The sequence below is a fragment of the Bacillus cereus group sp. Bc031 genome (genome assembly GCF_027716265.1).
Taxonomy (GTDB): domain Bacteria; phylum Bacillota; class Bacilli; order Bacillales; family Bacillaceae_G; genus Bacillus_A; species Bacillus_A paranthracis.
Genome location: NZ_JAQFUL010000046.1, coordinates 1 through 20889 on the forward strand (window position 1 = coordinate 1; position 20889 = coordinate 20889).

Genomic DNA, 20889 nt, shown 5'->3' on the forward strand with positions numbered 1-20889 from the left:
TTTTTCTCTCATTATACAAGAAAGACCCTATAGAATAGACTTTTTTTTAAGTGTCTATTCTATAGGGTACATTTTATTCATTACCTTCGTTTCTTTTTTATTCTGTCACACATCCGTAATACTAAAATGTATGATTCGACATCCACACATAAAAAACAGTAAATTTCATGCTATTCACATACATATAAATGACGTTTCGTGTCGAATTTTGTTAAAGCATCGAAATATAACCGTGTGTTTTTGTTACAATTATGATACAATGATAACAAATAGATAACAAGAGAGGGATTTTCATTGAGTTCATACGGAAGCTTTATTGCACTTTTATGTTACATAGTAACTGTACTGCTTCTATATTTTATTGGCGATGCTGCAAATATTTCAGTTTTACAATTTCCAAAAGAAGAAGCATTCCAATTAGAATCAGAAAAACATACTGCACGATCCATTGTACCGCTACTGTTAGCTCTTCCTGTATATATCATCGTTTTATATAAAAGCAAAAAAGTGTAAAGGCTACCTATTTCATTCATTTCGGTGGTCTTTACACTTTTTTGTGATATCTATCCTATTTTAAACATCATTCCGTAATAAACACCCAGCTAGTCTTTTAAAATGAGAAATTCCCCTAGAAAAAATTCCACTCTCTGTCCAGTCACTCACTACCGAACTTACATAGATTATAAGTGTGAAGGGGGTGATGAGGATTATGTTTGGATCATTTGGATGCTGTGATAACTTTAGAGACTGTCATCATCATGAAAGAGAGTGCAGACATCATGAGAAAGAGAAAGAGAAAGAAGTAGTTAGACCACAACAACCAGCTGTATGTAACGTACTTGCTAGCATTTCAGTTGGAACAGAGCTTTCTCTATTAAGCGTTAAAGGTGTTGGATCTTTCAACAATGTAATTTTTGAAGGTTTCTGTAACGGTGTTGCTCTTTTCTCTGCTTTAGCTCGTAATAACAATGACAAAGATAACAAAGATAACAATAAAGACGATAAGCACAATCAAAACCGAAATACTTTTACTGGTATTTTACGTGTATGCCCAGCTGATATCGTTGCTATCGCTATCTAATTTTGTTCCTTATCTTCAAAAGTAAGAAAATAAGTTTTACTTTTCTCATAGAAAAAACCTGAGACCGATTTCAAATCGACTCAGGTTTTTTTATTGATTATATACTTTTAACTAGTTCAACAACTTCTTCAGCAGTTGACATCATTAATGCTTTTTCTGCTAATGTTTCCATTTCTGCTTTTGACAACTTGCTTAGTTGTGTTCTTGCAGGAAGAATAGATGTTGCACTCATACTGAACTCATCTAAACCTAATCCTAATAATAATGGGATCGCAAGTGAATCTCCCGCCATCTCACCACACATACCAGCCCATTTGCCTTCTTTATGAGCAGCATCGATAACCATTTTTACAAGACGTAAAATAGATGGGTTATATGGTTGGTATAAGTAAGATACTTGTTCGTTCATACGGTCTGCAGCCATTGTGTATTGAATTAAGTCGTTTGTTCCGATAGAGAAGAAATCAACTTCTTTTGCAAGTTGATCTGCTAATACTGCTGAAGCTGGGATTTCAACCATCATACCAACTTCAATAGAATCAGAAACTGTTGTACCCGCTTCTACAAGTTTTGCTTTCTCTTCTAATAAGATCGCTTTCGCTTGACGGAACTCATCAAGAGTTGCAATCATTGGGAACATAATTTTTAAGTTACCGTATACGCTAGCACGAAGTAATGCACGAAGTTGTGTACGGAACACATCTTGCTCATCAAGACATAAGCGAATTGCACGGTATCCTAAGAATGGGTTCATTTCTTTTGGTAAATGTAAGTATGGAAGCTCTTTATCTCCACCGATGTCAAGTGTACGAACAACAACAGGTTGACCTTCTTTTACACCTTCAAGAACTGCTTTATACGCTTCGAACTGCTCTTCTTCTGTTGGAAGATTGTCACGGCCCATGTATAAGAATTCTGTACGGTATAAACCAACGCCTTCTCCGCCATTATCGATAATACCTTGTACATCATTTGGTGTTCCGATATTTGCAACAAGCTCAACGTGATGTCCATCACTTGTTACAGTAGCTTGATCTTTTAATTTTGCCCATTCAGCTTTTTGCTCTTCAAATTTCGCTTTCTTTTCTTCAAACGAGCGAAGAGTTTCTTCTGATGGATTAACAATTACTTCTCCATCTAAACCATCGATGATTACGATATCGCCGTTTTGGATTTTCTCCATAACAACTTTCGTACCAACAACAGCTGGAATTTCCATAGAGCGAGCCATAATTGCAGAGTGAGATGTACGTCCACCGATATCAGTTGTAAAACCTTTTGCATACTTACGGTTTAACTGAGCTGTATCAGATGGTGTTAAATCTTCAGCAATAATGATTACTTCTTCAGAAATTGTACCAGGATTTGAGAAGTTAATGCCTAGTAAATGTGCAAGAACACGTTTTGTTACGTCACGAATGTCCGCAGCACGTTCTTTCATATATTCGTTATCCATGTTTTCAAACATAGAAATAAACATTGATGCAACTTCATCCATTGCAAATTCAGCATTTACTTTTTCACTATTTACTTTATCTTTTACTGGGTTTACTAGTTCTGGATCATTTAACACTAATAAATGTGCTTCAAAGATCGCAGCTTTGTCAGCACCTAGCTCAGCAAAAGCGTGGTCTTTAATAGCTTCTAATTCAGTTTTTGCTTTCTCAAGCGCAGCTTCTAAGCGTGCAATTTCTGCAGCTTCGTTTGTAATTGATTTCTTTTCGATGTTAAATTCAGGATTTTCAAGTCTGAAAGCCTTTGCAATAGCAATCCCACTTGATGCAGCGATCCCTTGAATGTTAAGAGTCATTATTCTCCTAATCCTTCGTTTTTCATAGTTTCTTCGATAGCTGCTAGTGCTTGAGCTGCATCATCACCATTTGCAGTGATTTTAATTTCCGCGCCTTGTTGAATACCTAAAGACATAACGCCCATGATTGATTTTAAGTTAACGTTCTTTCCGTTATACTCTAAGTTAATGTCAGAACCAAATTTGCTTGCAGTGTTTACAAGTAGAGTTGCTGGACGAGCATGAATTCCTGAGTCGCTAGTTACTTTAAAGATTTTTTCCATGATAATTTATCTCCTTTAAATTACAGTATTTTTTAGTTGTATAGACGTGAGTACTACATCATCTATTGTATATAATAGGCGATGTTCGGTCAACCACATCACCTATTATAATTATAAACATTTTGCGTCAAATTCCTACTGAATGTCAATAATAGCGTTTTCGCCCTTCTTAACATTTCCATCTTTTTTCAATTCGACTTGCTGCCCTTGCTGTAAATTCGTAAATACAATTGGTGTAATGATAGATGGTGCATTTTCTTTTACAAATGCAAGATCTACTTTTAATAATGGTTGTCCTTGTTTCACTTTGTCACCTTGCGCTACAAGTGCTTCAAAACCTTCACCATTTAATTTTACAGTATCAATACCGAAGTGGATTAAAATTTCTTTTCCACCTTCAGATTGAATACCAATTGCATGCTTTGTAGGGAATACGTTGACAATTTCACCATTAACTGGAGAAACTACTGTTCCTTCTGTTGGCTCAATTGCAAATCCATCTCCCATCATTTTTCCTGAGAATACTTGATCCGGCACTTCTGTAATAGGTAGGATCTTCCCTTCAATTGGTGAAACGATTGTTTCGTTTTCATCAACTTTTTGAGGAGCTTCTTCTACTTTTACAGGCTCTGCTTTTTCAACATGAGGTGTACGACCTGACATAATATCATGAATTTGTGATTTTAATGTGTCAGATTTCGGTCCAAAAATAGCTTGAATGTTATTTCCAACTTCAAGTACACCAGCTGCTCCAAGTTCTTTCAAGCGATCTTTATTTACATTCTTTTGTTCGTTAACTTGAACACGTAAACGAGTAATACAAGCGTCTAAAGAAGCAATGTTTTCTTTACCACCAAGTGCTACTAATACTTCACGAGGAAGTTCACCAGCTTCTGCTTTTCCTGCACCTTCATTCGCATTTGCAACTTCACGGCCAGGTGTTTTTAAATCCCATTTACGGATTGCAAATCGGAATCCGAAGTAGTAAATAACCGCTAGTACAAGACCAACAATAATTACCCACCACCATGCCGTACGGCCTGGTAGTACACCGAATAATAGGAAGTCGATTAAACCACCAGAGAATGTCATACCAATTTTAACACCTAAAATTTGCATTGTCATAAATGATAGACCAGCGAATACAGCGTGAATTCCGAATAATACTGGTGCTACGAATAAGAATGAAAATTCAAGTGGCTCTGTAATACCTGTTAAGAAAGATGTTAATGCAGCAGAACCTAAAATACCAGCTGCTAATTTTTTATTTTCTGGACGTGCTTCATGGTACATTGCTAAAGCTGCCGCTGGAAGACCGAACATCATGAACGGATACTTACCAGTTGTAAATGTACCTGCTGTTAATTCTACACCGTCTTTTAACTGTGCCATAAAGATTTTTTGGTCACCACGAATTAATTCGCCAGCCGCATTTGTATACTGACCGAATTCGAACCAGAACGGTGAATAGAAAATGTGATGTAATCCAAATGGAATTAGTGAACGTTCAATTAAACCGAAAATAAATGCTGCTAACGTTCTATTTGCATCAATCATTTGATGTGAGAACGTGTTTAAGCCACCTTGAATGTATGGCCAAACGAAGCACATGATAATACCTACTATTAAAGAGAATGTTGCAGTTGCGATCGGTACGAAACGCTTACCTGCAAAGAAACCTAAGTATGATGGTAATTCAATGTTGAAGTATTTATTATAGCAATATGCCGCTACTATCCCGACGATAATACCACCAAACACTCCAGTTTGTAGCGTTGGAATTCCTAATACGTTTGCATACGCTGGATCTGCAAATCCAACTTTTACTGGGTCTGCTCCAGAACTTGTTACTTTCACTAGCTTATCTACTTCTAAGAACACACTCATCGTTTTGTTCATAATTAAGTAGCCAACGAATGCTGCTAAACCAGCTACTCCGTCTCCACCAGCTAAGCCAATTGCTACCCCAACTGCGAATAGTAATGCAAGGTTAGCGAAAATAATATCACCAGATTGTTCCATAATTTTTGCTACCATTACGAACCAATCTGCTTTTAAAGCAGGAATAACATTTGTTAACTGTGGATTTTGAAATGCATTACCAAATCCAAGTAAAATACCTGCTGCCGGTAAAATCGCTACTGGAAGCATAAGCGCTTTTCCGACTTTTTGAAGAACACCAAAGATCTTCTTAAACATGGAAACCCTTCCTCTCTTATCTATATTGATACCTTCCGACAAACGCCAAAAAGGCATGAGGAAAAAAAGATAGAACGATAGCTATACAAAGGGTAGTATATCCCTTTCTCTAGCTTACATTCCTTACTTTTCTCCACTCATGCCTGATCGAATCAGTAACACGTGTCAAAAATAGGTTTACGTATAAGTTCACTATAATTAAGGCAAACGTTTTCGTTTTATACCTTAATGTGTTTGTCGAAATTTGTATAACTTTGCAATAGTTATTATACATAACTATTGTAAGCGATTCAATGATTTTTTTTAACGTTTTCATTTTCGACAAAAATATATGTCATTTTACACATGCTCTGCCTTCACTAAGCGCTGCAGGTGCATCGTTAAATATATACTCTCTGCTTCATAAACAGGAAGTTGCAATTCTTTTTGCATAACCTTAACTAGCTTCCAAGCTAAATTATAACAGACAGGATATTCCGCCTTTAATAAATCAGCAAAACTTTGCGATTCCTCTACTTTTTCTCCTTTTTTCACCCTCTCAATAGCATATTGAAGATGACGAATAAGGCGTAAATAGTGAATACTTTCTTGGTCTAATGTAATTTGTAAGTTCGTCTCAATTAAAGATACAAGCTGTGCGATGAGACGGGAGTTTTGATTAACTGAAGATAAATCTGAATTTGTAAGTGAACTGTAAATATGCAGTGCAATAAACCCGATTTCTCCTTCTGGCAATGTAATTTGCAAACGAGAATTTAAAAGGTTTACAACACCTTCAGCAATTTTATATTCCTCTGGATAGAGCATTTTCGTTTCAACTAAAAAAGGATTATCAATTGTAAACCCTTGTTTTAAACGCTTAATTGCAAAAGAAATATGATCTGTTAAAGCGATATGAATATGTTCATTCAATGGGGATTTTGCTTTTTCTTGAATATAGAACATAATATCATTCATTAATTCAATTAATTTTTCACTCACATGTGGAACTAGCAGTTTGTATTGTTCACGATCACGTTCATTTTTTAGAACAAACATTTTTTCAATTTGTTCTTGCTCCAATACATCTTTCGCTTTTTTCCCAAATCCAATTCCTTTACCAATCACTACTACTTCCTCATGTTCAGGATGGCTAGCAATGATGACATTATTATTTAAAACTTTTTTAATTTCTAGATAATTACTCATATAACACCACCCTCGTACTTAAATAGCCTGCTTTTATGTTACAGAATATTCTTCTTTGTCGTCAATGTAAAACATCTACCATTTCATAAAAATTCATTTTTTAGACATGTTTATATATGATGCGTATAATGTAAGAGCAACTGTACATAGAAAGGAGATAACAACATGATTAAAATGTTTGTAAGTGATATCGACGGTACAATGATGCAACACGGAGGTTTAATTGACGAACAGGATATTGTAGCACTTCGTAGTCTTGCTGAACAAAATGTGATTCTTTGTTTCGCTTCTGGCCGACTTGATAATGAAATTGCAGACTTAATGAAAGCTGTAAATACAAATTTCCACCGCATTAGTGTTAATGGTGTTTTTGTATATACAAATGAAAATAAGCAGCTATTATCTGCAACTTTTGATTCCAGCATTCTTCCTGAATTGTTACACATGACGAATGAAGATCCTTATTTCCGTTATGTTAGTGATGAACATAATTACTACATTGAAGAAAAAACACCGTTTATTCACGAACTTGAGCAACAAGTAACGATGACTTCTGTCGAAGAACCAAATTTATTACAGAAAATAGATGATACAATTTTCCCGAATAAAATTTCTGTCGGTGGCACAAAGGAGAGCTTACAACTCCTTCAGAAAAAAATTGATGAAAAATTTCATGGAAAAGTTAGTACGTTCATTTCAGCAGAACAATGCTTAGATGTAATGCCACCTAATATTAGTAAAGGTTCTGCTATTTCTGTTTTATTAAAAGAGTTTCAATTACAACCAGAGGAAGTTGCTTGCATAGGGGATTCTTATAATGATATTCCAATGTTTGCTCTAACTCCTCACAGTTTTGCTATGGCTCAAGCAGATGACGCAGTAAAAGAACACGCTCACTATGTAGTAAATACAGTTAAAGAAGCTGTTAACCACGTAATTGCTCATAATAAAAATACGACTCACTCCTTGTAAGGATGAGTCGTATTTTTTCTTTACATGTTAAACAATTTGACATTTACTGTACTTCACAAACTGAAATATATTATTTGTTACGTGCGATGTTTGTAATAAACTTATAACGATCTCCACGATAAATACATTTCACATACTCTAACGGTACTTCACCTTCTGAATATGACCATTGACGCATGACAAGCACTGGCGCCTTTTTAGGAATATGCAGATGTTCCGCTTCATTATCCGTTGCAATTGAAGCTTCAATTGATTGAGTAGCGCTAACAAGTTTGAAGCCCAGTTTTTTCTCTAAATGTTCATATAAAGATTGTTGCAATATTTCTTCGTTAATATCTTTTACAAGAGCTGGCGACAAATATGTCGTCTCAAAAGCAATCGGTTCATCGTCAGCTAAGCGAATACGCCTCACTTCATAAACCGACTCTCCCTCCTGTATTCTCAGCCGGTCTGCTATTTTCACAGTAGCTGGAACTAGGCGGAAACTTAATAATTGACTACTTGGGTTCATCCCACGAGAAATCATATCTTCCGTGAATCCTGTCATTCCTTGCAGTTTTTGTTCCACTTTCGGAAGTTGGACAAACGTACCGATTCCACGTTTCCGATATAAATAACCTTGTTCCACTAAATTATTAATCGCCTGTCTGATTGTCATACGACTCACTTCGAACTTATCGCAAAGTTCATTCTCAGATGGGATTTTATCTCCCGGCTTCCATTCGCCGTCCTCAATTAGCTGTTTCACCCACTCTTGAATCTGATAATAGATCGGAAATGGTGAATACTTGTCGATGTTCATCAGCAATCGCCTCACTGCATAAAGATAGAGCTTCTTGATCAGCGATTACGGTTACATTCGGATGACGTTGTAAAACTGTAGCAGGACACGCTTCACTATATGCACCTTGCAATAATTCTTTAACAGCTTCTGCCTTTTTAGAACCCATAGCAACAAGTAGAATTTGTTTCGCTTTCATAATGCTTCCAATTCCCATTGTAATTGCATGAGTTGGCACATCTTCTTCTTTTTCGAAGAAGCGAAGGTTTGCTTGGCGTGTAGATTCTGTTAATTCAACAATGTTTGTTGGAGAATTAAACGGTGTTCCTGGTTCGTTAAATCCGATGTGACCGTTTTCACCGATTCCAAGAATCTGTAGGTCAACTGGGTTAGCAGCTAGAATGCCCTCGTAACGTTTGCACTCTTCCTCTAAATCACTTGCCATCCCGTTTGGTACATAAGTTTGTTTAAATGGAAGATGATCAAACAACTGTTCTTGCATGAAATAGTGATAGCTGTTTTTATCTTCATGTGGTAAATTTACGTACTCATCTAAGTTTACAGTGGTTACACGGCTTGTATCAAGTTTATTTTTTCGCATTTCTGCATAAATACCTAATGGAGAGCTTCCTGTAGCCATTCCTAATGTTGGATTTTCTTTTGTTTTTACAACTTCTTCAATTAATTTATAACCTGCTTCTGCTAGTTCTTCTGGAGTTTTTACAACAAGAATATTCATTTCATTACTTCCCTTCCTTCATATGAATTCCTAAACGAACCGTATCATATACATGTAAATCTTCATTCATCACAACAAAGTCTGCATCTTTTCCTACCGCTAATGCACCTTTATTATTTAATCCAAACTCTTCTGCTTGGTTCACTGATGTCATTAGTACTGCATCTTCGATTGAACAACCTGTAAATTCAATTACATTTCGGAAAGCTTGATCCATTTTTAGAATACTACCAGCTAACGTTCCATCTTCTAATCGAGCACTACCATCTTTTACATGTACTGGCTGTCCGCCAAGCTCATATAATCCATCTTCAAGACCTTTTGCACGCATTGCGTCAGTAATAACACTTACTTTTTTCGGTCCTTTTAATTTATATGCTAATTTCACCATATCTGGGTGAATGTGAATACCATCTGTAATTACTTCAACCATTACATCTGGATTTAATAACACATGACCAACAACTCCTGGTTCACGGTGATGTAATCCACGCATTTGATTGTATAAATGCGTTGCATGTGTAATGTTTCTATTTTTTAGTTGCGCATCAATTGCATCTGTATGCCCCATTGTGCCGACAACACCAGTTTCAGCAAGATACTGCTCAAACTCTAACGCTCCTTCTTCTTCAGGTGCGTATGTTACTAATTTAATTAAATTTCCGCTTGCTTCCTGCCATTGTTTAAATTGTTCAATATTCGCAGGAACAATATGTTCAAGTGGTTGTGCACCTGCACGTTTTTTTGAAACATACGGTCCTTCTAAGTGAATATATTCGAAATGCGCTCCTTTTTCTTTCGCTTCCTTCGCAGCATGTAGTGCTGCTTCAATTGCTTCTGGAGCTTGTGTCATTGTTGTTGGGAAGTAAGTTGTAACTCCTTCTTTTAACATTTCTTTCCCTAGAGTTACTAACCCATCGCTATTTGCATCCATCGCATCAATATCGTATCCACCATGAATATGAACATCAATCATACCTGGAATCACAATTTTCCCTGCCGCATCTAAAACAGTTTCATTTTCTTGTGATACATATTGAGCCATCAAACCAATTTCTTTAATTGTTTCTGCGTAACGAATAAATCCGTTGTCTACTACTTCTTGACCTGTATAAATTTTGGCATTGATGACAACTTGCGTTTTCATTTTCATCGATCCTTTCCCATGAAATACCTACTTGTTATTATTACCTTATTCGCCTAATTCCATCTTAATATATGCACGAGTAGTTGTCTATACATTATAATGAAATTTCCTCTTTGCTTAACAAAAAGGAAGCTTAGTACGTCTCTCGCAATTATAATATATGTTATTCATTTTTTCCAAAAAGGAACTATATCATCTAACGTATGAATCACTTAAGTAATGGCATTAATCCGCTAGACCCTATTGTAATATGTTCGCCGTCTGTTTCTATTTCTACCGTACGTCTATTTGTTCCATACATCATTATACCACGCCGTTTTAATCGTCTCACTACACTTTGATGCGGATGCCCATACGGATTTTTGCTACCATAAGAAAGAATCGCGAACTGTGGTTCTACCTTCTTTATAAACCTTTCACTTGTTGAAGTATATGAGCCATGATGTCCCACCTTTAGCACATCTGCATGTACATCAAATCGCTTTAATATTTCAGTTTCCGTCCGCACATCAGCATCACCCATTAGTAAAAAATCTGCCTTACCATACCGAACCTTTAATACAATTGAAGATTCATTATTTTTATCTTTGGACTTCCCATTGTTTAATACTTGTATGGAAACATGCGGATCTAGCGGTATGTATTGGCCCTCTTTTACTGAAATGAAAGGGATTCCCCTTTTCTTTATATGATTTCGATACGTATGATAAGTGAGAGAACTATATGTTTTTCCACTATCTAATATAAGTGATACCGGCATTTGCTCTACAATCGGAATGAGCCCTCCAATATGATCCATATCAGGATGAGTACTGACGATAGCATCTAAATGGTTAATTCCTTTTTCAATTAGCTTTTGGATGATAACCTCACCAGCTTCATAAGGTCCTCCATCAATTAACATCGTTTGTCCATTTGGCAATATAATAAGTGTTGCATCACCTTGCCCAACTTTTAAGAAACTCACTTTCATTTTACCAAAATGTTGCCGCTGCATATGTAAAGGAGACGCGGTATGAATAGACATCATATACCTTTTTGCCGATGCACTATTTAAAGAAAAGCATAACAAAACAGAAACTAATAATAAAATACTTCGTATACCTCTCATAACTCGTCTCCTTTTTTCAATTAGTATGGCACGGTATATAATTGATATACAAAAAAAGCTTAGCAAAATGCTAAGCTTTTATTTCGATATCTCTTGTAAAGAACCAAAGAATAAATCCGCTTCATTCATTTGTTCGTTTTCTTCAGAAAGCGGAGGTAAATCATCTAATGTTTTTAATCCAAATGTGTCTAAAAATTCTTTCGTCGTTCCATATAAAATCGGACGCCCAGGTCCTTCTGCTCTTCCCATTTCTTTTATAAGTAAGTGTGATACTAACGTTTGTAACGCCTTATCGGTTTTTACTCCTCTAATCTCTTCCATTTCTGTTCTTGTAATGGGTTGACGATATGCAACAATTGCTAACGTTTCTAGCGCAGCCTGAGAGAGTGAAGCAGCTGTTGGGATATCTATTAGTTTTTGATAGTACGACGCATGTTCTTTCTTTGTAGCAAAACGATATACTTTTGCATACTGTACAATTTGCAAACCTCGGTGTGCACCTTCACATTCTTTTTGCATTTCTTCTAAAATATCGATTACTTCGTTTCCTTCAATTTCAAGGACTTTTGCTATTTGTTCAGGAGAAATCCCTTCATCACCAGAAACAAATAAAAGCCCTTCAATGATTGATTTCTGTTCTGTTCTATCCATCTTACGAGCTCCTTCCTCCTATTTTCTCCATAAAAATACACATCAAAAAACCGAATCACAATCAATGCGTTCGGTTCAATATTTTTTCTCTTGTTCCAAACGATACATTCAAACCTAGCATGAGATATACTATTTCTATCCCATTTTCCATACTAACTCTATGCAGATTTAGTATAGCTTGATACGAAAATTTCATCAAAATTATGTTCTTGTTCAATTACGATTTGTTGATTTTTCATAAGCTCAAGAACCGCTAAAAATGTTACAACCATTATTTCCCGTTCATCATCAACAAACAAATCATAAAAACTTTGACGACCACCTTGTATTTCTAACAGCTTTAAAATATCCGTCATACGCTGTTCAATTGGTATTTCTTGACGAGTAATACGTGTTGTCACAGGTTTCTTTGCTTTTTTACGGCGCATTAATTTTTGAAATGCCGCTAGCATATCATATAACGTAACATCAAGAGGCAAGCTTGTCTCCTCTTCTTGTTGCAACGATGTAAAATCAATTGGCGGACGTGTATATAGCTGTGCTCTTTCTTGTTCTCTTTCTTTTAGTTCAGTAGCAACTTGCTTATATTTCTTATATTCAATTAACCTCTCCATCAATTCTTGACGAGGATCATCTATAAAGTCATCACCGTTATCAAGTACATCTTCTTCATGTTTCGGCAACAACATTTTACTTTTAATTTGTAATAACGTTGCAGCCATTACTAAATACTCACTTGCAACATCTAATTGTAGTTCTTTCATCGTATGAACATAAGATAAATATTGCTCTGTAATTTCCGCTACAGGAATATTATATATATCAATTTCATAACGATGTATTAAATGTAACAATAAATCTAAAGGCCCTTCAAAAGCCTCTACTTTAAAATTATACTGCACAAAGCATCCCACCACATTTTTTCTATAACAACATAAGTATAGAGCATACTCATGTTCTATCCAACCTTTTTAAGAAATTTAATTAAAAATAGACCTATACCTATGGCATCATGCCCACCACTTCATATGATAACAGTGTAGTAAGAACAATGTAGGAGGTCAAAAAACTATGGGTCACGTTGATTGTGGTTTTAGCGGTGGGTTCGCATTACTTGTTGTATTGTTTATTTTACTCATTATTGTAGGGGCAGCTTGCTTCTGCTAATATGAACAATAACGACTAGGGAGAAATTCCCTAGTCGTTTATTGTTCATATTTCTATGATAAACTTATACTTATAACCGTTAGATAGGGGCGAAGAAAATGTATCCTACGGAATACATACAGTTTTTAATTCATTTTCACGGAGATTATGATTATTTTGAATGCCACGAAATACTGGAAGAATATTGGAAAACAAAACCGAGAGGAAATCGGGATCATTATTTAGTCGGCCTCATTCAAATTGCAGTTTCTTTATACCATCACAGACGCTCTAACTGGAATGGCGCAGAGAAGATGATGAAAAGCGCCATAACGATTTTAGAAAAAAACAGTGCACATTTACTTCGTTTAGGAATAAATGAGGCACAACTTCTGTTCTTACTCAAAGATAAATTGCAATCTATCCAGAAAAAAGAAAGTTTTACACCGTTATTTTTACCATTGTCGGATACAACATTAGAAAAGTACTGCATAGAATTATGTCAGAAACAAAACCTTCCTTGGAAAGACGTGAATGCTACTTCTAATGAATTTATAATACATAAGCACACATTACGTGATCGAACAGAAGTCATCGCTGAACGAAACGAACAATTACAAAAAAGAAAGCAGAGATAATAAACTACTTATCTCTGCTTTCACGAATGTATATTTTGTTCAAGCCCTTTACACTTTTTGCAAAAACTTGCTGTTTGCTCATTTCCGCAAATTGTAAATTCAAGAAATTTACTCTTTAGCTCTTGAACCATCTTCGTCCCAATACCCATATGACGGTGAGATGGATTCACACTCAAATGCTGAATTTCCAAAACTTGATTCTCTTTTTTTACAATCCCCATTATCCCAACAAAATCTTCGTTTTGTTTCCACAAATACAATTGCCAATCATCCTTTGCTTCATAATCTTTCATAGTCAATTGTAATGTTTTCACATCTTTTTCAGTTGGCATAAATGAAAGAAGCCCCATTGCAATCTTTTCATAACTTTTTTTAAAACGAATTAACATAACCCTTATCCCTTCTTACAAAAGTTACAAACTATTAAATCCCCTCAATCACTCTTTTCATATCACATTCATTTTACAATATTTTCAACAGAGTGAGAAGAGCTTAAAACAACTTGATAATCATACAAAGCGAAAAGAAGAAAGTCAAATATACATTTCATTACTATTTTTGTTAAGTAGATAAAAGAAGAAACACTGTTATATGAAAGTGAAAAGAAACATCCACCGCTCATTATCACTTCACTATTCATCACCTTAGAGCAGATGAATTCTAGCAAAATGAATGTAATAAACAACTTTTATTGAAATGTGTAATCTAATGTATTCTATGTAATTTGTTAATATTTTGTTCTCATAAGCGACTTATTTTCACTACAATCACATTACTACTTGTATCATGTACCGTAAACGAAATACCCATTCCTATTAAAAAAAGAGAGCAATAGCTCTCTTTTCTCATTCACTTATTCTTCCCAAACTTTAACTTCTTTCATTACATCACCTTGACGCATGTTTAATACTGTTTCAATACCGCTTGTTACTTTACCGAATACAGTATGTACACCATCTAAGTGTGGCTGTGGCTCATGAACGATAAAGAATTGGCTACCGCCTGTGTTACGGCCAGCATGAGCCATAGAAAGTGATCCTACAAGGTGTCTATGAGGATTTCCATCAGTTTCACATGGGATAGAGTAACCTGGGCCACCCGCACCTGTTCCTGTTGGGTCTCCACCTTGGCTTACGAAGCCAGGAATAACGCGGTGGAATGTCACACCATCATAAAATCCTTGCTCTGCTAGTTTTTTAAAGTTTTCTACTGTTTTTGGTGCCTCTTCTGGGAAAAATTCCAAATCGATTTTTTCACCATTTTCCATTACTATGTATCCTAAAGTTTTCATACGTATATGTCTCCTTTCAACTATCTCAGCACTATATTACCACATTCATGACTAGAAACAAAAAGAATCCGACAATCTACATACTTCTTTTTTGAAATGTGGAAAAAGCTAGGTGACAAATAAGAAATATATACTATAATAACTGTGTTGCCCGAAAATTTTAGAAAGAGAAAGGGAGCGATTTTTCGTGAAAACGAAATTACTAGCTCTGCTATTAGCTGTAGCAGTATTTATTATGCCAACAGCTTCGTTTGCAGACATCATCGAAGGAGAATCAATTGTTACACTAGGAGAAAACTTGTCTGAACAACAAAAACAAGATCTGTTAAAAGAAATGAAAGCACCAAAAGATGCTACAATTATTACTGTGTCTAATGCGGAAGAACATAAATTTCTAGAAGGGATTGTTCCAAAAGCGCAAATTGGTACGAGAGCAATTTCCTCTTCTATGATCACATACACAAAGCCAGGTTCTGGTCTCATTGTACGTTCAAAAAACATTAATTCAATAACAGATGCAATGTACACAAACGCACTTATTACAGCAGGTGTGAAAGATGCAGAAATTCAAATTACTGCACCATTTAAAGTTTCTGGAACTGCTGCTTTAACTGGTTTAATGAAAGCCTATGAGACAACATCAAACAAAGCAATTCCTGAGGAAGTAAAAAAAGTAGCCAATGAAGAAATGGTGCAAACATCCCAGCTTGGCGATAAAATTGGTGAAGAAAAAGCAGTTCAACTTGTTGCGAAAATTAAAGAAGAAATTGCGAAAGAGCAGCCAAAAACGACTGAAGATTTACGTTCATTAATTAAAAAAATTGCGGATCAACTTGGTATTACATTAACGGATGAACAGTTAGATAACTTAGTTGCTCTATTTGATAAAATGAAAAATCTTAACATTGATTGGAATCAAGTTGGCAGTCAGTTAAATAAAGCAAAAGAACACGTTTCTGCCTTTTTAGGATCTGAAGAAGGGCAAAGTTTCCTAGATAAAGTGAAAGATTTCTTCTCAAGTATCATTGATTTTGTTAAATCGTTATTCAAGTAAAAAGAAGCTCGCTAGTAGCGAGCTTCTTTTTTATACAAGTAACGGCAATTTCATAATAGCTTCTTCAACCGAACGAACAATATGATTCGCTTTCTCCTTCACATATGGATGAGCATGGTGCAGAGTAAATGAATGCGGGGTTACTTCAAACATAGAAATATCATTGAAAGAATCTCCAATACATGCAACTTCATTTGCTTCAATTTGCAAATGTTCCATTAGTCGTCTTAAAGCACTCCCTTTACTTACTCCCCTTGGCATAATGTCAACATAGCGTTTACCAGACATAAAAACTTCCGCTTCATTCTGAAATGTATCTCGTAATTCTTGATCTAATGCTTCAATTGTCTCTTCTTCCCCAAAAACAAACAATTTCGCAGGATGTACAGTTTTACCAAATTCCTCTTCTAACGCTTCAATTTCAGCGATATGCACGCCCATATACGCTTCAAAATTATGGTGATGTTCATTCTTCCTTTTTGTATATCGCTGCTCATTTGCACAAACAATATCCGCTAGTCCTTTTTTATGTATATATCGATATATTTCCTGGGCAACCGTATTTTCAAAACTCGATTCATAAAACAAATTCCCATCCGGAAGTAACATTGTCGCTCCATTTAAGCCAGTTGTGTAATATGGGAATTCAAACCTATTTACGACTTCATCAATTCGATGAGTAAAGCGGCCTGAGGCAAAACAAATATTTGTCCCTTTTTCAGCTAACCAACAAATTGCACGTTCATCTTCTTTTTGCATATGATTTACATTGTAAACGAGCGTGTCGTCTAAATCACTTACAAATAATTTAATCATGTCCTCTTCCCCTTCCATACACAATATCTACTCTAAGTGTACACAAAAAATGTTTGATTTTTGTTAAAAAACAATAAATTTTTGCTAAAAAAATAAACGGGTGTATAATCCCGTTTATTTTTGTCTTTTTACATTTTGAGGCCTTACAATACTTGGTCGTACTTTTAAACTAGACATCGTCGGACGGAGTAGAATTTTTGTTAATGCGCCCCAATCAAATGGTAAAAACGGCCATAAATAAGGGGTTTGCAAACTTTTTATAGACGTTAAAAATAAAATCAATATCGTCATACCAATTACAAAGCCCATCTCATGGAAGAGACCTGTTAAAATAATAATAAATAATTTTCCAACCTTATTCCCTAGCCCTAATTCATAGCTCGGTGTTGCATAAGCACCGATCATAGAAACTGCTACATACAAAATAACTTCTGGTACAAACAAACCTACATCGATTGCTATTTGACCAATTAATATGGCAGAAATTAATCCTGTTGCTGACGATAACGGCGTTGGAGTATGAATGGCTGCCATCCTTAAAAATTCAAGTCCTACTTCTGCCATTATCACCTGTAATAAAATTGGTAAATGTGTCATCTTAGTCGGTCCAATAAAAGCAAGATTTTCTGGTAAAAGAGTTGGATCAAATACAAACACTAACCAAAACGGTAGTAAAAACAAGGAGAATAAAACACCTAAAAAGCGTACCCAACGTAAAAATGTTCCGACAGCTGGATTTTGTCTAAACTCTTCTGCATGCTGTAAATGATGAAAATATGTTGTTGGCGTAATCATAGCACTCGGTGATGTATCAACTAGTACTAGAACATGTCCTTCTAATAAATGATTTGCTGCTACATCCGGTCTTTCTGTATATCGAATAAGCGGGAATGGATTATAGCTTTGCTTTACAACAAATTCTTCCACTGTTTTATCCGCCATCGTAATGCCATCGACATCGATGTTATTTAATTCTTGTTTTATAATCTTTACTAAATCTGGATTTGCAACATCTTGTACATATGTAATACAAATATCCGTTTGCGATCGATCCCCTACTCGAATAATTTCATTTCGAAGACGTGGATCTCGAATTCTTCTACGAATTAACGCTGTATTTACAACGATATTTTCAACAAATCCATCCCTCGCACCGCGTACTACTTTTTCAGTATCTGGCTCTGTCGGTGTTCGTCCTGGATAGCTACGAACATCTATCACGAACGCTTCTGTTTCGCCTTCCACAAATATAACAATAAGCCCTGATAACGCTTGAAGCATTACTTCATCCATCGTTTTCACTTTACTTACTTGCTGATGAATTAAACGATTCTCTAAAAGCTTTACAGTATCTTCTTCAACATCCCTTATTTCATTCGTATCCACAGCTTCTTCTAAAATAGGAATAATATAATTTGTATCACAAAGTCCATTTACGAATAACACTGCAATTTCTTTATTCAAAATTTGAAATTTACGAATACCAACATCAAATGTGACGCCTAATCCAGCCGTTTGTTTTAAATAATTTTCATTGTCACTTATGAAAGTTGAAATCGGAATATCTATTTTTTTAGGCTTCGTCATAAAATCCACTCCTTTCCAAAATTAACTGAATTGCTTTTTTCGTAATTGGTGAGCCTCTCTCCCATTCATCGTTTCCACACATCTTACCAATATCACCCACACCAACAATGACGGGAACATTCAAATCATCTAAACAATAAATTGTATCTCCGCTAATTCTGCCAATTTCACCATCTGGAAGTCCAAATTTATCAACACCATATTCCGTTAAATTCCCGTTCCGATCTACACTTACATCTACACGTGCCCATTCCCAATGGTGTGTATTAGACGCTACTGCCAAAATACCAAGTACATCAATTTGTTTATGCGTGGCTACATATTTTAAAGCTTTTTCACCAGATCCTTCTCCAATAAATCCACTGTCATCAAACATGACAAATACAGGGTCATATGGCGTTTGCATAATAAGCTCAACAACTTTCTTCCCTGTCAATTTGGTTGGATTACTTTGTGATGCTGAAATACACCTTCCCCCAAATTCCTTCGTTAAAAGCTCAATTGTTCGCTTTGCATATTCATCTCCATCTGTGACCAAAACAACCCTTCGTCTCATTTGATTTATCCTTTCGGTTTACATATAAGTGCTACAAAAAATGAAAATAATATTGCTGCTGAAATACCTGCAGACGTTAAACTAAACATACCCATACCAATCCCTATATATCCGTGTTTCTCTGCAGCATGCATTGCCCCGTGTAATAGGGAATGTCCAAAACTTGTAATAGGAACTGTCGCCCCAGCACCAGCAAACTTTATAAGCTTATCGTACAATCCGAATCCATCTAAAACTGCTCCTATCACTACAAAGGTAGCCATTAAATGGGCTGGTGTTAACTTTGCGAAATCTAACAATACTTGCCCAACTACACAAATAGCGCCTCCTACAAGAAATGCATATATATAATCCACAATTCACTCTCCCTTCACTCTCTCAAATACGACACCATGTGCAATTGTTGGAATTGTTTCTTTTTGCTGCATCATCATCGGGCTTAATAACGCACCAGTAGCAACGACAAAAATTCGTTGTAAATTCCCTTTTTGCATCTCGCTTAATAAATGACCATATGTGACAACAGCTGAACAAGCACAACCACTACCACCAGCAAATACTTCTTCTTGACCGGGATCATAAATCATTAATCCGCAATCGTTATATATATGCCCAATATCATAACCTTCTTCCAGTAACAGTTGTTTCGCAATTGGTGTCCCAATAGCTGATAAATCACCGGTAACAATCAAATCGTAATCGGCTGCACTTCTCTTCAAATCCTCAAAATGTTGCTGAATTGTATGAGCTGCAGCAGGTGCCATCGCCGATCCCATATCTAAAGGGTTCGCAATTCCTAAATCTTGCACTTTTCCAATCGTAGCCGCCTTGATTTTAATGGCACTTTTTTCTTTACTAATTAATATGGATCCCGCACCTGTAACAGTGGAATTTGCTGTTCCTGGTTTTTGTCCCCCATACTCTGTTGGATAACGAAACTGTCTTTCAGCTGTTGCATTATGACTACTTACCGTCGCTAAAACACGATTTGCGAATCCGCCATCTATAAAGGCTGATCCGACCGCTAAAGTCTCCATCGAGGTCGCACAAGCACTAAACATGCCTAAAAAGGGAATTCCCCACTTACGCGCAACGTAATTTGCTGTTACTGTTTGATTTAATAAGTCACCCGCTAAAAAGAAATCAATTTGTGATGTTTCTACATTTGCTTTTTGCATGACTTGTTGAATAGAATCTGACATTAATCTTCGTTCCGCAAGCTCCCAGTTTTCCTCTCCGCAATGTAAATCATCATATGAAATATCAAATTCCTTTCCAAGAGGGCCTTCAGCTTCTTTTGGACCGACGGCAGTACCGGTTGCATTCACATAAATATCATTTTGAAATACCCACGTTTGTTTTCCTGTCAACCTCATACTAGCCCCTCCTTTAAGACATAAAAATTTTAAAAGTATATCTTATTAACCCAATAATGTACGCACCGACAACACCAAAAACGATTACACTTCCCGCTAGCTTAAACATGTTTGTAGCAACCCCAAGTACAATTCCTTCACTCTTATGCTCTAGCGCAGCACTTGCCATAGAATTCGCAAATCCCGTAACAGGTACGGCCGAACCTGCTCCAGCAAATTGACCGATTTTATCATATACACCACAACCTGTTAAAATCGCCGATAATAGTACAAGAGTTGCGACTATTGGATTCCCTGCCTCTTGTTCACTAAAATGAAAATAATGTATATAAAATTTCATCAATACTTCTCCGATTGTACAAATGAATCCACCTACAAAAAATGCCTTAACACAATTTATAAAATAATTTGGCTTCGGATGGTATTCCTTCACTTTATTTACGTAATCGTCCTTTAGTTTTCGCCCTGTCATTTATATATTGC

The 20889-nt window shown here is 35.9% G+C and carries 25 protein-coding genes; 6 read left to right on the top strand and 19 right to left on the bottom strand.

Annotated elements, in window-relative coordinates; genetic code table 11:
• The first annotated feature begins 294 nt into the window (after nucleotides 1-294).
• The gene (locus tag PDQ33_RS17455; RefSeq protein WP_000100487.1) at nucleotides 295-513 is read left to right on the top strand and encodes a hypothetical protein; all 219 of its coding nucleotides are present in this window, start codon (nucleotides 295-297) and stop codon (nucleotides 511-513) included.
• A 196-nt stretch (nucleotides 514-709) separates the two neighbouring features.
• Nucleotides 710-1081, top strand: a complete 372-nt coding sequence (locus PDQ33_RS17460; protein WP_000468014.1) for a DUF3915 family protein — start codon at nucleotides 710-712, stop codon at nucleotides 1079-1081.
• Nucleotides 1082-1178: 97 nt separating this feature from the next.
• On the opposite strand, the gene ptsP is transcribed toward PDQ33_RS17460, so the two are convergent.
• The 4 genes from ptsP to glcT all read right to left on the bottom strand — a co-directional run bounded on the left by ptsP (nucleotide 1179) and on the right by glcT (nucleotide 6541).
• Complete coding sequence (gene ptsP, locus PDQ33_RS17465; protein WP_270756338.1) at nucleotides 1179-2891, bottom strand: phosphoenolpyruvate--protein phosphotransferase; 1713 nt, start codon at nucleotides 2889-2891, stop codon at nucleotides 1179-1181.
• Entirely contained in the window at nucleotides 2891-3154 is a 264-nt protein-coding gene (gene ptsH, locus PDQ33_RS17470) for a phosphocarrier protein HPr (RefSeq protein ID WP_000411079.1), read from the bottom strand. Before ptsH ends, ptsP begins: the two co-directional genes overlap by 1 nt.
• A 135-nt stretch (nucleotides 3155-3289) precedes the next feature.
• Nucleotides 3290-5353, bottom strand: a complete 2064-nt coding sequence (gene ptsG, locus PDQ33_RS17475) for a PTS glucose transporter subunit IIABC (protein WP_000473205.1) — start codon at nucleotides 5351-5353, stop codon at nucleotides 3290-3292.
• 339 nt (nucleotides 5354-5692) lie between these two features.
• The gene (glcT, locus tag PDQ33_RS17480; protein WP_000073863.1) at nucleotides 5693-6541 is read right to left on the bottom strand and encodes a glucose PTS transporter transcription antiterminator GlcT; all 849 of its coding nucleotides are present in this window, start codon (nucleotides 6539-6541) and stop codon (nucleotides 5693-5695) included.
• 165 nt (nucleotides 6542-6706) lie between these two features.
• Here glcT and PDQ33_RS17485 point away from each other — a divergent pair, with 165 nt between their 5' ends.
• Nucleotides 6707-7513, top strand: coding sequence for a Cof-type HAD-IIB family hydrolase (locus PDQ33_RS17485; RefSeq protein ID WP_000594236.1), 807 nt, complete (start codon nucleotides 6707-6709; stop codon nucleotides 7511-7513).
• Between the two features lie 70 nt (nucleotides 7514-7583).
• Here the strand turns inward: PDQ33_RS17485 and PDQ33_RS17490 are convergent, their stop codons facing one another.
• The 6 genes from PDQ33_RS17490 to scpA form a co-directional block, all read right to left on the bottom strand.
• Entirely contained in the window at nucleotides 7584-8315 is a 732-nt protein-coding gene (locus PDQ33_RS17490; protein ID WP_012644586.1) for a GntR family transcriptional regulator, read from the bottom strand.
• Nucleotides 8245-9033, bottom strand: a complete 789-nt coding sequence (nagB, locus tag PDQ33_RS17495; protein WP_001024206.1) for a glucosamine-6-phosphate deaminase — start codon at nucleotides 9031-9033, stop codon at nucleotides 8245-8247. The genes PDQ33_RS17490 and nagB overlap by 71 nt, the downstream gene beginning before the upstream one ends.
• Nucleotides 9034-9037: 4 nt before the next feature.
• Nucleotides 9038-10180, bottom strand: a complete 1143-nt coding sequence (gene nagA / locus PDQ33_RS17500; protein ID WP_270395033.1) for an N-acetylglucosamine-6-phosphate deacetylase — start codon at nucleotides 10178-10180, stop codon at nucleotides 9038-9040.
• A 208-nt stretch (nucleotides 10181-10388) separates the two neighbouring features.
• A complete protein-coding gene (locus PDQ33_RS17505; protein WP_270395027.1) occupies nucleotides 10389-11291 on the bottom strand; it encodes a ComEC/Rec2 family competence protein in 903 nt (300 codons plus the stop codon).
• A 78-nt stretch (nucleotides 11292-11369) separates the two neighbouring features.
• Nucleotides 11370-11942 carry a segregation/condensation protein ScpB gene (scpB, locus tag PDQ33_RS17510; protein WP_000376222.1) on the bottom strand — a complete coding sequence of 191 codons (573 nt, stop codon included), beginning with the start codon at nucleotides 11940-11942 and terminating at the stop codon, nucleotides 11370-11372.
• Nucleotides 11943-12100: 158 nt separating this feature from the next.
• Nucleotides 12101-12844 (bottom strand): segregation/condensation protein A, encoded by a 744-nt coding sequence (gene scpA / locus PDQ33_RS17515; RefSeq protein ID WP_001199760.1) that lies wholly within the window; start codon nucleotides 12842-12844, stop codon nucleotides 12101-12103.
• A 169-nt stretch (nucleotides 12845-13013) separates the two neighbouring features.
• Between scpA and PDQ33_RS17520 the strand changes: the two genes are divergently transcribed.
• Together PDQ33_RS17520 and PDQ33_RS17525 are read left to right on the top strand one after the other, a co-directional pair.
• Complete coding sequence (locus PDQ33_RS17520) at nucleotides 13014-13109, top strand: YjcZ family sporulation protein (protein ID WP_000510194.1); 96 nt, start codon at nucleotides 13014-13016, stop codon at nucleotides 13107-13109.
• Between the two features lie 98 nt (nucleotides 13110-13207).
• Entirely contained in the window at nucleotides 13208-13726 is a 519-nt protein-coding gene (locus PDQ33_RS17525; protein WP_000283586.1) for a DUF309 domain-containing protein, read from the top strand.
• A gap of 20 nt (nucleotides 13727-13746) precedes the next feature.
• Here PDQ33_RS17525 and ribT read toward each other — a convergent pair whose 3' ends face one another.
• From ribT to PDQ33_RS17540, 3 genes are all read right to left on the bottom strand, one after another.
• Nucleotides 13747-14115: a GNAT family N-acetyltransferase RibT gene (ribT, locus tag PDQ33_RS17530; protein ID WP_000908397.1), complete on the bottom strand. Its 369-nt coding sequence runs from the start codon at nucleotides 14113-14115 to the stop codon at nucleotides 13747-13749.
• Nucleotides 14116-14183: 68 nt separating this feature from the next.
• Nucleotides 14184-14366 (bottom strand): hypothetical protein, encoded by a 183-nt coding sequence (locus PDQ33_RS17535; protein WP_002028396.1) that lies wholly within the window; start codon nucleotides 14364-14366, stop codon nucleotides 14184-14186.
• Nucleotides 14367-14579: 213 nt separating this feature from the next.
• Nucleotides 14580-15017, bottom strand: coding sequence for a peptidylprolyl isomerase (locus tag PDQ33_RS17540; RefSeq protein WP_000853792.1), 438 nt, complete (start codon nucleotides 15015-15017; stop codon nucleotides 14580-14582).
• A gap of 187 nt (nucleotides 15018-15204) precedes the next feature.
• On the opposite strand from PDQ33_RS17540, the gene PDQ33_RS17545 reads away from it, so the two are divergent.
• Complete coding sequence (locus PDQ33_RS17545; RefSeq protein ID WP_000850502.1) at nucleotides 15205-16071, top strand: DUF1002 domain-containing protein; 867 nt, start codon at nucleotides 15205-15207, stop codon at nucleotides 16069-16071.
• A 30-nt stretch (nucleotides 16072-16101) separates the two neighbouring features.
• Here the strand turns inward: PDQ33_RS17545 and PDQ33_RS17550 are convergent, their stop codons facing one another.
• The 6 genes from PDQ33_RS17550 to spoVAC form a co-directional block, all read right to left on the bottom strand.
• A complete protein-coding gene (locus PDQ33_RS17550; protein ID WP_002022291.1) occupies nucleotides 16102-16905 on the bottom strand; it encodes a Cof-type HAD-IIB family hydrolase in 804 nt (267 codons plus the stop codon).
• A gap of 96 nt (nucleotides 16906-17001) precedes the next feature.
• Nucleotides 17002-18474, bottom strand: coding sequence for a spore germination protein SpoVAF (gene spoVAF / locus PDQ33_RS17555; protein WP_270756334.1), 1473 nt, complete (start codon nucleotides 18472-18474; stop codon nucleotides 17002-17004).
• Complete coding sequence (locus PDQ33_RS17560) at nucleotides 18461-19030, bottom strand: stage V sporulation protein AE (RefSeq protein ID WP_001254415.1); 570 nt, start codon at nucleotides 19028-19030, stop codon at nucleotides 18461-18463. Before PDQ33_RS17560 ends, spoVAF begins: the two co-directional genes overlap by 14 nt.
• Before the next feature lie 5 nt (nucleotides 19031-19035).
• The gene (spoVAE, locus tag PDQ33_RS17565; protein WP_000384637.1) at nucleotides 19036-19386 is read right to left on the bottom strand and encodes a stage V sporulation protein AE; all 351 of its coding nucleotides are present in this window, start codon (nucleotides 19384-19386) and stop codon (nucleotides 19036-19038) included.
• Nucleotides 19387-19389: 3 nt separating this feature from the next.
• On the bottom strand, nucleotides 19390-20406 hold the full coding sequence (gene spoVAD, locus PDQ33_RS17570) for a stage V sporulation protein AD (RefSeq protein WP_001241148.1): 1017 nt from the start codon (nucleotides 20404-20406) through the stop codon (nucleotides 19390-19392).
• Between the two features lie 13 nt (nucleotides 20407-20419).
• On the bottom strand, nucleotides 20420-20878 hold the full coding sequence (gene spoVAC, locus PDQ33_RS17575) for a stage V sporulation protein AC (protein WP_270394595.1): 459 nt from the start codon (nucleotides 20876-20878) through the stop codon (nucleotides 20420-20422).
• Nucleotides 20879-20889: the final 11 nt, after the last annotated feature.

Bases quoted from the DNA above. Each gene is read 5' to 3' on its own strand.
- PDQ33_RS17460 (WP_000468014.1), top strand. From the start codon at position 710: ATGTTTGGATCATTTGGATGCTGTGATAACTTTAGAGACTGTCATCAT.
- ptsP (WP_270756338.1), bottom strand. From the start codon at position 2,891: ATGACTCTTAACATTCAAGGGATCGCTGCATCAAGTGGGATTGCTATT.
- ptsH (WP_000411079.1), bottom strand. From the start codon at position 3,154: ATGGAAAAAATCTTTAAAGTAACTAGCGACTCAGGAATTCATGCTCGT.
- ptsG (WP_000473205.1), bottom strand. From the start codon at position 5,353: ATGTTTAAGAAGATCTTTGGTGTTCTTCAAAAAGTCGGAAAAGCGCTT.
- glcT (WP_000073863.1), bottom strand. From the start codon at position 6,541: ATGAGTAATTATCTAGAAATTAAAAAAGTTTTAAATAATAATGTCATC.
- PDQ33_RS17485 (WP_000594236.1), top strand. From the start codon at position 6,707: ATGATTAAAATGTTTGTAAGTGATATCGACGGTACAATGATGCAACAC.
- PDQ33_RS17490 (WP_012644586.1), bottom strand. From the start codon at position 8,315: ATGAACATCGACAAGTATTCACCATTTCCGATCTATTATCAGATTCAA.
- nagB (WP_001024206.1), bottom strand. From the start codon at position 9,033: ATGAATATTCTTGTTGTAAAAACTCCAGAAGAACTAGCAGAAGCAGGT.
- nagA (WP_270395033.1), bottom strand. From the start codon at position 10,180: ATGAAAACGCAAGTTGTCATCAATGCCAAAATTTATACAGGTCAAGAA.
- PDQ33_RS17505 (WP_270395027.1), bottom strand. From the start codon at position 11,291: ATGAGAGGTATACGAAGTATTTTATTATTAGTTTCTGTTTTGTTATGC.
- scpB (WP_000376222.1), bottom strand. From the start codon at position 11,942: ATGGATAGAACAGAACAGAAATCAATCATTGAAGGGCTTTTATTTGTT.
- PDQ33_RS17520 (WP_000510194.1), top strand. From the start codon at position 13,014: ATGGGTCACGTTGATTGTGGTTTTAGCGGTGGGTTCGCATTACTTGTT.
- PDQ33_RS17525 (WP_000283586.1), top strand. From the start codon at position 13,208: ATGTATCCTACGGAATACATACAGTTTTTAATTCATTTTCACGGAGAT.
- ribT (WP_000908397.1), bottom strand. From the start codon at position 14,115: ATGTTAATTCGTTTTAAAAAAAGTTATGAAAAGATTGCAATGGGGCTT.
- PDQ33_RS17535 (WP_002028396.1), bottom strand. From the start codon at position 14,366: ATGAATAGTGAAGTGATAATGAGCGGTGGATGTTTCTTTTCACTTTCA.
- PDQ33_RS17540 (WP_000853792.1), bottom strand. From the start codon at position 15,017: ATGAAAACTTTAGGATACATAGTAATGGAAAATGGTGAAAAAATCGAT.
- PDQ33_RS17550 (WP_002022291.1), bottom strand. From the start codon at position 16,905: ATGGAAGGGGAAGAGGACATGATTAAATTATTTGTAAGTGATTTAGAC.
- spoVAF (WP_270756334.1), bottom strand. From the start codon at position 18,474: ATGACGAAGCCTAAAAAAATAGATATTCCGATTTCAACTTTCATAAGT.
- PDQ33_RS17560 (WP_001254415.1), bottom strand. From the start codon at position 19,030: ATGAGACGAAGGGTTGTTTTGGTCACAGATGGAGATGAATATGCAAAG.
- spoVAD (WP_001241148.1), bottom strand. From the start codon at position 20,406: ATGAGGTTGACAGGAAAACAAACGTGGGTATTTCAAAATGATATTTAT.
- spoVAC (WP_270394595.1), bottom strand. From the start codon at position 20,878: ATGACAGGGCGAAAACTAAAGGACGATTACGTAAATAAAGTGAAGGAA.